Origin of the sequence: Streptomyces sp. NPDC007872, from assembly GCF_042868165.1 — a bacterium.
Taxonomy (GTDB): domain Bacteria; phylum Actinomycetota; class Actinomycetes; order Streptomycetales; family Streptomycetaceae; genus Streptomyces.
In genome coordinates this window covers 194,388-207,059 of the sequence record NZ_JBIAEA010000009.1, presented here as the reverse complement: position 1 = coordinate 207,059, position 12,672 = coordinate 194,388, and the positions used below count along the sequence as shown (strand labels likewise).

The 12,672-nt window shown below is 75.9% G+C and carries 8 protein-coding genes; 3 read left to right on the top strand and 5 right to left on the bottom strand.

The window, feature by feature from the left end:
• Nucleotides 1–138: 138 nt before the first annotated feature.
• Nucleotides 139–1,317 carry an exonuclease SbcCD subunit D gene (locus ACFYNX_RS28320; RefSeq protein ID WP_388665348.1) on the top strand — a complete coding sequence of 393 codons (1,179 nt, stop codon included), beginning with the start codon at nucleotides 139–141 and terminating at the stop codon, nucleotides 1,315–1,317.
• Nucleotides 1,314–4,358 (top strand): AAA family ATPase, encoded by a 3,045-nt coding sequence (locus tag ACFYNX_RS28315; protein WP_388665346.1) that lies wholly within the window; start codon nucleotides 1,314–1,316, stop codon nucleotides 4,356–4,358. Before ACFYNX_RS28320 ends, ACFYNX_RS28315 begins: the two co-directional genes overlap by 4 nt.
• Here the strand turns inward: ACFYNX_RS28315 and ACFYNX_RS28310 are convergent.
• The 3 genes from ACFYNX_RS28310 to ACFYNX_RS28300 all read right to left on the bottom strand — a co-directional run bounded on the left by ACFYNX_RS28310 (nucleotide 4,348) and on the right by ACFYNX_RS28300 (nucleotide 7,169).
• Nucleotides 4,348–4,797 (bottom strand): Lrp/AsnC family transcriptional regulator, encoded by a 450-nt coding sequence (locus tag ACFYNX_RS28310; RefSeq protein WP_388665344.1) that lies wholly within the window; start codon nucleotides 4,795–4,797, stop codon nucleotides 4,348–4,350. The genes ACFYNX_RS28315 and ACFYNX_RS28310 overlap by 11 nt on opposite strands.
• 121 nt (nucleotides 4,798–4,918) lie before the next feature.
• Nucleotides 4,919–6,622 (bottom strand): DUF885 domain-containing protein, encoded by a 1,704-nt coding sequence (locus tag ACFYNX_RS28305; RefSeq protein WP_388665342.1) that lies wholly within the window; start codon nucleotides 6,620–6,622, stop codon nucleotides 4,919–4,921.
• A 49-nt stretch (nucleotides 6,623–6,671) separates the two neighbouring features.
• Nucleotides 6,672–7,169 carry an Lrp/AsnC family transcriptional regulator gene (locus ACFYNX_RS28300; protein ID WP_125666854.1) on the bottom strand — a complete coding sequence of 166 codons (498 nt, stop codon included), beginning with the start codon at nucleotides 7,167–7,169 and terminating at the stop codon, nucleotides 6,672–6,674.
• Between the two features lie 59 nt (nucleotides 7,170–7,228).
• On the opposite strand from ACFYNX_RS28300, the gene ACFYNX_RS28295 reads away from it, so the two are divergent.
• Nucleotides 7,229–8,446, top strand: coding sequence for a trans-sulfuration enzyme family protein (locus ACFYNX_RS28295; protein ID WP_388665340.1), 1,218 nt, complete (start codon nucleotides 7,229–7,231; stop codon nucleotides 8,444–8,446).
• Here the strand turns inward: ACFYNX_RS28295 and ACFYNX_RS28290 are convergent.
• Both ACFYNX_RS28290 and ACFYNX_RS28285 read right to left on the bottom strand, forming a co-directional pair.
• Complete coding sequence (locus tag ACFYNX_RS28290) at nucleotides 8,367–9,812, bottom strand: GNAT family N-acetyltransferase (protein WP_388665338.1); 1,446 nt, start codon at nucleotides 9,810–9,812, stop codon at nucleotides 8,367–8,369. The genes ACFYNX_RS28295 and ACFYNX_RS28290 overlap by 80 nt on opposite strands.
• 88 nt (nucleotides 9,813–9,900) lie before the next feature.
• Complete coding sequence (locus ACFYNX_RS28285) at nucleotides 9,901–12,618, bottom strand: DUF6493 family protein (protein WP_388665336.1); 2,718 nt, start codon at nucleotides 12,616–12,618, stop codon at nucleotides 9,901–9,903.
• Nucleotides 12,619–12,672 lie beyond the last annotated feature (54 nt).

Here is a 12,672-nt window from a genome sequence, read left to right as displayed (position 1 = left end):
CGCACGACCCCGGTGCCCCGTCACCGGGACGGCCGTCCCCACGCCCCCGCTCGGGATAGCGTGGTGGGCGCACACGAACGGCGACCGGTGCGGGACCGGTGGGGGAGGGACGGCACACATGCGGGGCGGGACGGCGACGTGAGGCTTCTGCACACCTCGGACTGGCACCTCGGCCGGTCCTTCCACCGCGTCGGACTCCTCGGCGCCCAGGCCGCCTTCCTCGACCACCTCGTGGCCACCGTCCGCGAGCACCGCGTCGACGCCGTCCTCGTCGCCGGCGACGTCTACGACCGGGCCGTGCCCCCGCTGCCCGCCGTCGAACTCTTCGACACCGCCCTGCACCGGCTCGCCGAGGCCGGGGTCCCCACCCTCATGATCTCCGGCAACCACGACTCGGCCCGCCGCCTCGGCGTCGGCGCCGGACTCATCGAACGGGCCGGCATCCACCTCCGCACGGACCCCGGCGGCGTCGGCACCCCCGTCGTCCTCGCCGACGCCCACGGCGACGTCGCCCTCTACGGCCTGCCCTACCTCGAACCCGTCCTCGTCCGCGAGCGGCTCGGCGCCGGGAAGGCCGGTCACGAGGCCGTGCTCACCGCCGCCATGGACCGGGTCCGCGCCGACCTCGCGGCCCGGCCCGCCGCCACCCGCTCCGTCGTCGTCGCCCACGCCTTCGTCGCCGGCGGCGCGCCCAGCGACAGCGAGCGGGACATCACCGTCGGCGGCGTCGCCGCCGTCCCCGCCGGGATCTTCGACGGCGTCGACTACGTCGCCCTCGGCCACCTCCACGGCAGCCAGACCCTCACCCCCCGCGTGCGCTACTCCGGCTCCCCCCTCGCGTACTCCTTCTCCGAGGCCGACCACCGCAAGACCATGTGGCTCGTCGACCTCGGCCCGGCGGGCCCCGACGGCGCGGAGCTCGACGCCGAACGCCTCGACTGCCCCGTCCCGCGTCCCCTCGCCCGGCTCCGGGGCCGGCTCGACGACCTCCTCGCCGACCCCGCGCACGCCCGCCACGAAGGCTCCTGGGTCGAGGCCACCCTCACCGACCCCGTACGGCCCGCCGACCCCATGAACCGGCTCGCCGAACGCTTCCCGCACACCCTCAACCTGGTCTTCGACCCCGAGCGGACCGGCGACGGCACCGGCGCCTCCTACGCCCGGCGGCTCCGGGACCGCAGCGACCAGCAGATCGCGGAGGACTTCGTGTCCCACGTGCGCGGCGGCGCGGCGCTCGACGGACCCGAACGGGCGGTCCTGTACGGCGCCTTCGACGACGTACGGGTCGACACGGCCGAGCGCGAGGTGGGCCGGTGAGGCTGCACCGCCTGGAGATCACCGCGTTCGGCCCCTTCGGCGCCACCCAGACCGTCGACTTCGACGCCCTGTCCTCCGCCGGCCTCTTCCTGCTCCACGGACCGACCGGCGCGGGCAAGACCTCCGTCCTCGACGCCGTCTGCTTCGCCCTGTACGGAAGCGTGCCCGGCGTCCGCCAGACCCCCGGCGGCTCCCTGCGCAGCGACCACGCCCCCGCCGGCACGTACACCGAGGTCCTCCTCGAACTGACCGTGGGTGACCGGCGGTTGGAGATCACCCGCCGCCCGGCCCAGCAGCGGCCCAAGCGGCGCGGCACCGGCTTCACCACCGAGAAGGCGCAGACCTGGCTGCGCGAGTACGACCCGGCCACCGGCGTCTGGAACGGCCTCAGCCGCTCCCACCAGGAGACCGGCGAGGAGATCACCCAGCTCCTCGGCATGAGCCGCGAGCAGTTCTGCCAGGTCGTCCTCCTCCCGCAGGGCGACTTCGCCCGCTTCCTGCGCGCCGACGCCGAGGCCCGGGGCAGGCTCCTCGGCCGCCTCTTCGACACCCGTCGCTTCGCCGCCGTCGAGGAACGCCTGGCCGACCTGCGGCGCGTGGCCGAACAGCGGGTGCGGGAGGGGGACGAGCGGCTGCTCGCCCTCGCCCACCGGATGGCCCAGGCCGCCGGCGGGCTCGACGCGGCCCGCACCCCGGTCGACGGCCGGCCCGGCGAACCCGGACTCGCCGCCTCCGTCCTCACCTGGGCCGCCGTCGCCCGCACCGAGGCGCGCGAGACCCTGGACGTCGCGGACGCGCGGCTCGCCGCCGCCGAGCTCCGGCGGACCGCGGCGCGCGCCGCCCTCGACGCCGAGCGCGACCTCGCCGCCCGCCAGGAGCGCCACGCCGACGCGCTGCGCCGCCGCGAGCGGATCGCCGAGCGCGCCCCCGAGCGCGACCGCCTCCGGACGACCCTGGACCGGAGCCTCCGGGCCGACCGGGTCGCCCCCGCCCTGGCCCTGCGCCGGGACGCCGAGCACGAGCACGCCGCCGCCCTGTCCGCCCTCGCCCGCTCCCGCGACCGGTTGCCGTCCGACCTCGCCGACGCCGGGACCGAGCAGCTCTCCGCCCTGGAGAACCGGATGCGCGGGGAGCTCGGCGGCCTCGGAGCGGCCCGCCGCGCCGAGCACCGCGCCGCCGCCGTCGCCGAGGAACGGACCGCACTGGCACGGGAGGCGCGCGCCGACGAGGACGTCCTGCGCGACGCGGCCGACTGGCTCGCCGGGTGGGAGCCGCGCCGCGCCCGGCTCGCCGAGCGCGTCGAGGCCGCCCGGGACGCCGCCGCCCGCGCCGAACACCTCGCGGGCCGCCTGGAGCCCGCCCGCCGCAGGCTCGCCGCGGCCCGCCGCCGCGACGCCCTGGCCCGGGGCGCCGAGGCGGCCGAGCACCGCCTCGCGGAGGCCCGCGAGCGGCGCAACGACGCCCACGAGACCTGGCTCGACGTCAAGTCCCGCCGCCTGGAGGGCATCGCCGCCGAACTCGCGGCCGGCCTCGCCCCCGGCGACCCCTGCCAGGTCTGCGGCTCCACCGCCCACCCGGCCCCCGCCCGCACCACCGCAGGCCACGTCGACCGCGCTGCCGAGGACGCCGCCTACGCGGCCTACGGCGACGCGGAGGAGACCCGTACGGCCGTCGAGCGCGAGCTGGCCGTCACCCGCGAGTCCTGGACGGCGGCCCGCTTGGAGGCCCGGACCGGACCGGACGACGACCCGGCCGCCGCCGACCCCACTGTCGAGGAACTCGCGTCCGAGGTGCGGGAGTTGGACGGACTCCACGCCGAGGCCCACGCGCTCGCCGGACAGGCGCACGCCGCGCGCGAGGCGCTCGCGCGGGCCGAGCGGGAGCACGAGGAGCGGGTGGCGGCGCAACGGGAGGCCGAGCGGAGGGTCGCCATCCGGACCTCGCGGCGCGAGACGCTGGACCGGCGCCTGGCCGAACTCGACGAGGAGATCGCCCGGGGACGCGGCGCGTTCGCCACCGTGGCCGAACACGCCGCCCGCCTGGAGCGGCGCGTCGAGCTCCTCGTCGACGCCGCCGGCACCGTGAGCGCCGCCGAACTCGCCGCCCGGCGCCTCAAGGAGGCCGACGACCGGCTCGCCGACGCCGCCTACCAGGAGGGCTTCACCACCCCCGACGAGGCCGCCGCCGCGCTCCTGGCCGAGCGGGAGCGCCGCGAGTTCCAGCAGCGCCTCGACGCCTGGCAGGCCGAGGAGGCCGTCGTCGCCGACCGGCTCGCCGAACCGGGCACCGCGGCCGCCGCCGCGCTCCCGCCAGCCGACCCGGCCGCCGCCGAGGCCGCCCACGCGGCGGCCGAACGCGCCCTGCGCGAGGCCGACTCCGCCCTCGCCGCCGCCCGCGAACGGGTCGCCGGCCTCACCGGGCTCTCCCGGCAGGCCGTCGCCGAGGTCCGCCGCCTGGGACCGCTCCGCGAGGAGTACGAACGGGTGGCCCGCCTCGCGGCCCTCACCGCCGGCACCTCCGCCGAGAACGAGCGCCGGATGCGCCTGGAGTCGTACGTCCTGGCCGCCCGGCTCGAACAGGTCGCCGCTGCCGCGACCGCCCGCCTCCTGCGCATGTCCTCGGGCCGCTACACGCTCGTCCACTCCGACGCCCGCTCCGGCTCCAAGCGGGCCGGCCTCGGGTTGCACGTCGTCGACGCCTGGACCGGCCACGAGCGCGACACGGCCACGCTCTCCGGTGGCGAGACCTTCTTCGCCTCCCTCGCCCTCGCCCTCGGCCTCGCCGACGTGGTCACGGACGAGGCGGGCGGCGTCCGGCTCGACACCCTCTTCATCGACGAGGGCTTCGGCAGCCTCGACGAGCAGACCCTCGATGAGGTCCTCGACGTCCTCGACTCGCTGCGCGAGCGGGACCGCAGCGTCGGCATCGTCAGCCACGTCGGGGACCTGCGCCGCCGGATCCCGGCCCAACTGGAGGTCGTCAAGGCGCGGCAGGGCTCGGCGGTGCGCCTTCGCACCGGCGGGGACGCGCTCAGCGGCTGAGGGGGCGCCGGGGCAGCGGCGAGGAGTAGACGACGCTGGTCGTCACCGCGCCGAGCCCGGAGATCTTCCCGGTGATCGTCTCCAGATCGCGCATGGAGCGGGCCGCGACCTTCAGGACGAAGCAGTCGTCACCGGTGACGTGGTGCGCCTCCAGGACCTCCGGCGTGCTGTCGAGCAGGTCGTGGAACGGCTTGTAGTTGCCGTGCGGATAGCGCAGCCGCACGAAGGCGAGGACGGTGAGCCCGAGCCGTTCCCGGTCGACGAGGGCGGTGTACCCGGTGATCACCCCGGCCTCCTCCAGGCGCCGCACCCGGTCGGTCACCGCGGACGGCGACATCGACACGGCGCGCGCGAGCTCGGCGAAGCTGGCGCGGCCCTCGGACTGGAGGGCCTCGAGGATGCGCCAGTCGGTGGCGTCCGGCGTGTAGGCGGTGGTCATGGGGGAGGAATAGCAGGAGGATCCCGTGCCGATCAAACGAGATCCCCTTGAACGAGATCCCCTCGTACGGGATCCCCGGCCGATCACGCGGACGGCCGGGGAACCGCCGCCCCGGCCCCGCTCAGAGCCGCGAGATCTCGTCCACCAGGTCGTCCAGGCCGAGGGGCCCCTGCGAAAGGGCCGCCATGTGCCAGGCCTTCGCGTCGAACGCCTCGCCGTGCGCCGCCCGGGCGTTGGCGCGGCCGAGCAGCCAGGCGCGCTCGCCCAGCTTGTAGCCGATCGCCTGACCGGGCACCGAGAGGTAGCGGGTCATCTCGCTCTCCACGAAGGCCGGCGGGCGGCTGCTGTGCCGCTGGAAGAACTCCTGGGCCAGTTGCGGGGTCCACCGCTCGCCCGGACGGAAGGGGGAGTCCGCCGGGATCTCCAGGCCCAGGTGCATGCCGATGTCCACGACGACCCGACAGGCGCGCATCATCTGGGCGTCGAGGTAGCCCAGGCGCCGCTCGGCGTCGGGCAGGAAGCCGAGCTCGTCCATCAGGCGCTCCGCGTACAGCGCCCAGCCCTCCATGTTGGCGCTGACCTTGCCGATGGTCGCCTGGTAGCGGGAGAGCCGGTCGGCGACGTGCGCCCACTGCGCGCTCTGGAGGTGGTGGCCCGGCACGCCCTCGTGGTACCAGGTCGACACCAGGTCGTACACCGGGAAGCGGGTCGCGCCGTCCACGGGCAGCCAGGTGCGGCCGGGGCGCGAGAAGTCCTCGGACGGGCCGGTGTAGTACGGCGCGGCGGCGCCGCCCGGCGGGGCGATGCGGGACTCCACCCGCCGCACCCGCTCGGCGAGTTCGAAGTGGGTGCCGTCGAGCGCCTCGATGGCCTCGTCCATGAGCCGCTGGAGCCAGGCGCGCACCTCGTCGACGCCCTCGATGTGGGCGCCGTGCTCGTCCAGGTGGGCGAGCGCCTCCCAGGGGTCCGCGCCGGGCAGGATCCGCTCGGCCTCGGTCCGCATCTCGCCGAGGAGCCGGTGGTACTCGGACCAGCCGTACGCGTAGGCCTGGTCGAGGTCCAGGTCGGTGCCGTTGAAGAAGCGGGACCAGCGCCGGTAGCGCTCGCGGCCCACCGTGTCCGGGGCGCCGGCGACGGCCGGGGCGTACACGTCCCGCATCCAGTCCCGCAGCGCCCCGACGGCCGCGGTGGCCTCCTTCCCCGCCGTCGCGAGTTCGGCGCGGAGCCCCGCGGGGAGCGCGTCGGGCCCGGTGGCGGCGAACTCCTCGAACCAGCCCGGCCGTCCGTCCGCCCCGTCCGCCCACTCGGTGAGCTGTCCGACGAAGGTGGCGGTGGCGCGGGGGCCGCCGAGCAGCCCGCGCTCCAGGCCGAGGGCGAGCGAGGAGCGGTAGCCCTCCAGGGCGGCCGGGACCGCGCGCAGACGGGACGCCACCGCCGTCCAGTCCTCCTCGGTCTCCGTCGGCATCACGGTGAAGGAGATGCGGACGCTGTGCGCGGGCGAGCGCATGTTGCTGACGGCGCGCAGACCCTCCTCGGCCTCGTGCACGGCCAGTTCGGCCGTCAGCCGCTCCCGCAGCAGCCGGGCGCACCGCCGCTCGGCGTCGCCGTCCGCGCCCGGCGCCCGCTCGGCCCCGTCGAGCCGGGCGAGCGTGCGGCGGGCGAGATCGGCCACGGCCCGCTGGCCGGCGGGCGAGAAGTCGGGCAGCAGTCCGGCGCTCTCCCTGACGCCCAAGTACGTGCCGACGATGGGGTCGAGGGCGATGAGTGCGTCGACGTGGTCGTCGGCGACCTGGCGGGGCAGCGGGCTGCTGGAGATCTCTGGCATGGGGGCCATCCTGGCCTCTCCGGCGGGCCGCCGTCACCCTCGTCGGGCCTCAGACGGCTGACAAGGAGGGGCCCGCAGAAGGCGGCAGGAGCGGCCCGCACTCCCACTGCTGGAAGATCAGCCGGGTCTCGACCCGGGCCACCTCGCGGCGGGAGGTGAACTCGTCCAGGACGAGTCGTTGCAGGTCGGTGGGGTCCGCCACGGCCACGTGCACCAGGTAGTCGTCGGGCCCGGTGAGGTGGAACAGCGCCCGGGACTCCGGCAGCGCCCGGATCCGTTCGACGAACGGACCGATCAGTTCCCTTCGGTGCGGGCGGACCTGGACGAGGAGGAGCGCTTCAAGGCCACGGCCGAGTTTGGCCGGATCCAGACGTAGTTGGTGACCGAGGATCACACCCGTGCGCCGCAGCCGGGCGACCCGGTCCAGGCAGGTGGAGGGAGCGACGCCGACTTCGGCGGCGAGCTCGCGGTAGGTGGTCCGGGCGTCGTTCTGCAGGAGGCGAAGAATGTGCAGATCGACCGGGTCCAGTACGACGGAATCGGCCATCGCCCGAACGTAGCACGGAGCTTTCCTGCTACTTGCCGGTATCCGTTCACAGTGCCGCCATGGACGCCATGGATCTCGGCCCCTCGGTCACCCCGAGGGCCCTTGCCACCGAAGCCGTGCACGCGGGCCGCGAGGACCTCGCCGACCTCGGGCTGCACGCCCCGCCGATCGACCTGTCCACCACCTACCCCTCGTACGACGCCCGGGCCGAGGCCGCCCGGATCGACGAGTTCGCCACCACCGGCGCCCGGCTCGACGGCCCGCCCGTCTACGCCCGGCTCGACAACCCGACCGTCGCCCGCTTCGAGGAGGCCCTCGCCCGTCTGGAGGGCACCGACGCGGCCGTCGCCTTCGCCAGCGGCATGGCGGCCCTGACCGCCGTCCTGCTCGCCCGGGCGAGCCAGGGCCTGCGCCACGTCGTCGCGGTCCGCCCGCTGTACGGCTGCAGCGACCACCTCCTGGACGCCGGTCTGCTCGGCACCGAGGTCACCTGGACCGACCCGGCCGGCATCGCGGAGGCGATCCGGCCCGACACCGGCCTGGTCATGGTCGAGTCGCCCGCCAACCCCACCCTCGCCGAGGCCGACATCCGGGCCCTCGCCCACTCCTGCGGCTCCGTGCCGCTCCTGGTCGACAACACCTTCGCCACCCCCGTCCTCCAGCGGCCGGTCGAGCAGGGCGCCCGGATCGTGCTGCACAGCGCCACCAAGTACCTCGGCGGCCACGGCGACGTCATGGGCGGGGTCGTCGCCTGCGACGAGGAGTTCGCGCGGACCCTCCGGCAGGTCCGCTTCGCCACCGGCGGGGTGCTCCACCCGCTCGCCGGCTACCTGCTGCTCCGCGGCCTCTCCACCCTGCCGGTGCGGGTGCGGGCGGCGTCCGCGACGGCCGCCGAACTCGTCCGGCGGCTCGCCACCGACCCCCGGATCGCCCGCGTCCACTACCCGCGGATCGGCGGCGCGATGATCGCCTTCGAGGTGTACGGGGAGCCGCACGACGTGATCGCCGGGGTGCGGCTGATCACCCCGGCGGTCAGCCTCGGCAGCGTCGACACCCTCATCCAGCACCCGGCCTCCATCAGCCACCGGATCGTGGCCGAGGGCGACCGGCGCTCGGCGGGCGTCAGCGACCGCCTGCTGCGGATGTCGGTCGGCCTGGAGGACGTCGAGGACCTCTGGCGGGACCTGACGTGGGCGCTCAGCGCTCCGCCGGCCGGGACCCTCCGTGCTGCTGCGTCCGGGCGCCCGGACGCGGTGCCGGGGCCAGCCGGGCGGTGATCACCAGGGTGCCCTCCTCGATCTGGTAGTCGAGGGGCAGGTTCAGCGCCCGCATCGCGGCCACCATTCCCGTGTTGGACGACTGGGTCACGGCGTACACGCTGTCGCAGTTCGCCTCCTCGGCCATCGCCACGAGCCGGCCGAGGAGCTCGGAGCCGATGCCGCGCCGCTGCCAGTCGTCCTCGACCATCAGCGCGACCTCCGTCTCGTCCCCGTCCCACAGCAGGTGGCCCAGGGCGACGAGGCGGCCGGACGCGGTCTGCACGGCGAGGGTGCGCCCGAAGCGGGGGCTGAGCAGGTGGTCGAGGTAGCGGTCGGCGTCGCCGACCGGACCGTGGTAGCGCAGGCCCAGGGTGCGGGCCGAGCAGCGGTCGTGCATGGCCCGCGCGGCGGCCAGGTCGCGCTGGTCGGCGCGGCGGACGGTGATCGCGTTGCCCTCGGGCAGGGTCAGCACGTCCCGGCCGCGCGGGAGGCGCGGGCCCAGGCGGGCGTCGAGCTCGACCAGGGCGCGCGCCCGCGCGAACTCGGTCGGGGTGAAGGGGAGATAGGGGCGCTCGACGACGAGCGTGCCGCCGTGCGGGTCGCGCAGCCGCATCACGGTCTCCTCCAGGACCCCTTCGACCGGGGCCTGCTCGCCGGTGGGACGTCCGGTGAGGGAGACGGCCGGCACGGAGTGGAGGGTGCAGCGGCCGAGGAGCTGGCGCAGCGCGAGCGGCAGTTCGGCCGCGTCGAGCGCCGTACGGGTGGCGAGCCCGAGGACCCGGGTGGGCGTGTCCACCAGGTCGTGGGCGTCGGCCCGCTCGGTCCAGGTGTCCCGGCCGCCGGCCGCCGCGGTCTCCCGGGCCAGGGCCTGGGCGGAGAGGTCGGCGGGGGCGCGCAGCAGGAACTCGTCGACCGTACCGTCCGCCAGCGGATGGGTCTGGAGGGTGAGGATGTCCACGTCCAGGCGGGCGAGGACCGTGCACAGGGCGGCGAGGCTGCCCGGGGTGTCCGCGACGGTGGTGCGCATCCGCCACAGCGAGGTCCCGGCCGCCCGGCCGGACCCGCCGTCCGCACCGGGCCCCTCCGCCGTCGCGGGCTCCGGCCGCGCGGCGGGGACGACGGCCGGATGCCCGCCGGGATCACCGGCGGGCGGGGCATGACTGGCATGACTGCGCCTCCGCGCCCACCAGGTGTGGAAGGCGGCGGTGGCGACCAGCGCGACCGCCGAGAACACCAGCAGGTAGGGGCCCTCCGGGCCCTTGGCGATGGTCTTGGCGATCGTGTCGGCCACCACCACGGCGGTGAACAGCGCGGCCAGCTCGATCAGGTCGTGCCGCCAGTGGTGCGGATGGCGGGCGCTCTTCGAGGACGTCACATCGGTCATGACTTCACTGTGGCCCAGTGGTGTTGCGTGATCACGAACGCTTTGTGACTGACGGGTTAAGCGCCCCTCTGGCGGCTTAACGACCGATTCAGGCCGTTTCTGTCGGAGGCTGATCGGCCTCCTGACGGAGTGCGTTCAGCAGCCGCTCGGCCTGGACGACGAGCTGCGAGGAACCCCGCGCCGAGGCCGCCGCATCGAGACCGTCGACCTCCCCCCGGGCCCCGCACCGCTCCACGCAGTCGGCCGCGACCGCGAGCAGTTCGCCCAGCCCCCGCACCGGCTTCGCCGCGCCGAGCAGCTCCGGCAGCATCGCCTCCAGGACCGCCCAGACCGTCCCGTACGCCCCCGTGACGGCCGCCGTACGAGCCGCGTCCGCCAGCCGGTTCGGCTTGAGCGAGCCCTCCGCCACCAGCCACGCCAGCTCCGCCCCGAGCGCCCGGGCGTTCAGCTCGCCCCGCGACGCCAGGACGAGCAGCGCGTCCACCGCCCGCAGCCGGTCGTCGGAGTCGAGGCAGCCGAGACCGAACGCCAGGGCCAGGTGCACCGCGCGGCCCACCGGCCCCCCGGCCTCGGCCAGCGCGGTCAGCGGCTCGGTCGTCCCGCGCTGGTCCCCGTCGACGGAGTGCGCCATGGCCGGAAGCAGACAGGCCGCCAGGACCTCGCGGTCGGCCGGGAGCACCGAAGCCCACTGCGCCCGGTCCCCGATCCAGTGGTAGCAGCGCCGGGGAGTCGCCCGCACGGCACCGCCCAGCCAGTGGAAGGCCGGCGGGAACTCCTCCCGGACCACGGCACGCTTCCCGAACTCCACCACGGTCCGGTCGACCAGCCACCACTTCCCCGAGAACTGCTCGGCCCCCCGGGGGAAGAACCGCACGGTCGCCCCCAGCGCGTCCTCGTCCCGCAGCCAGGCGGCGAGCCGCAGACCGGCCGGAGTGCCGAGCGCCGCCGCCTCCCCGGCCGCCCGCCCCGCCGACGGGTCGGTCCGCAGGACCCGCACCAGAGCCTGGGCGAGATCGACCGGGGCGGGCTCCACGGCCGCGTCCCGGTAGGCCCGCAGCCGCTCCACGAGGACCGCCGGATCGATCCCGCCGGTGTGCAGGGTCGGCGTGGCGAGCAGGAACGGCAGCCCGTCCGTGCCCACCAGGGCGGCGGCCTCCCACAGGCGCGCTTCGAGGACGCCCGACAGGCCCTCGTGGGAACAGGAGTCCCGGTCGGGCACCTCCGCCCGGTGGCCGTCGATCACCGACCGCTTCACGAGGCCGAGCAGCGACGCGAGCACCACGTGGATGCCGTGGGTGTAGTGCGTGAAGTGGTGGGGCGTCTCCCAGGTCCCCCTCGGGAACGCCTCCCGCACCGCCTCCACCACGGCCGCCCGATCCCGGTGCGCGTGCCGCACCAGACCGTCGAGCGCCCGCTCGAACGCCACGGGGTCCTCCATGAGCCCCTTCGCCACCAGCTCCTCCACCAGCGCGCCGACCGTGGCCGCCACGGGCGCCACCGGCTCCGGTCCCGGCACCGGCGGCAGGACCTCCTCGTACGGCCCGGCGTCGGCCGCCCCCAGGGCGTCCCCGAACAGCTCCACGGCCGCCCGCCGGTGCGCCGGGCCGAGCAGCCCGGCCGCCTCGGCCAGCTCCGCCCGCACCTCAGCGTCCACGGCGGACAGATACCTGCCCACCAGCTTGAGCGCCCGCTCCTGGACGCCGGTGTCCTCGTGCCCGAACGCCTCCGCGACGGCGGGCAGCAGCTCGCCTGCCGCGCCCCGCTCCCGCGCGAGCACCTTGCCCACCAGGGTGAGCTGGGCCCGCACCAGCTTCTTCTCGGTGCGGAAGAGCACCGCACCCGTCATCTCGGCCAGCGCCCCCGTCGGCAGCGCCCCCTCCACGGCGAGCCCCGCCAGGACCTCCTGCGCGTACCCGGCGACCGGCGACGGGGCGTCGGCCGCCATCCCGGTCCAGTCCGGGACCCGCTCCCGCAGCTCCTCCCGGGTCGGCGCGAGGAGCCGCAGCACCTCCAGCGGGAACCTCAGGTCCCGCGCCCGCCCGCCGCACAGCAGCCGGGACGCGCACAGGTCCACCACCCCGGCCCGGTCGAGCACCCCCTCCGCGACGAGCGTCGTGATCGCCGTGGGCCAGTGCGTGGGCGCCTCCGGACCGACCGACCAGGTCATCCGGTCGGGGGTCTCGCCCATCGAGAGCGCGTGCGCCACCAGGACCGGGGTCTGCGGGTCCGCGCGCAGCCGCTCCAGGAGCCGCTTGTCGGTCACCTTCCGCGTCCAGCCCAGGACGTAGCCGTCGGTCGCCGGGACCGGACAGCCGGAGCGCACCACGAGCCCGCGGATCAGTTCGTAGACGGTCTCCGCGACGTTCCGCCGCTTGGCGAGCCGTCCCGCCACGTCCGCCAGCCAGGCCGGGTCCCGGTCGGCGAGCACCGCCAGGACCGGGGTCGCGTCCTTGAGCTGCCAGCCCAGCATGTCGCCGCCGGCGAGCCAGGTCGAGGCCGCCGCCGCGCCCGTGTGGCACCCGGCCCCCGCCACGTACAGGCCGCGCCGGATCCGGGCCGCCTCCTGCCCCCGCTTCCAGTCCCAGGAGCGGACCTCGGCGCGCAGCGCCTTCAGCCTCCCGAGGGCCTCCTTGCGCGCGGCGGCGTCCAGCGGCTCCAGGAGCTTCGGCACCTGGCGGTCCCGCCCGGCGCGCACCGCGTCGAGCAGCCGCTCGACCGCCGCGCCGCCTCCGGTCGCACCTCGCGCACCGTCCTCCACCGACACCGCCGCACCGCTCTCCGCGCCGTTCTCCGCACCGATTTCCATGCCTGCCCCCATTGTCTTCCGTCCCGCCCCTTCGACCCGTTCCCCGATGCCGGC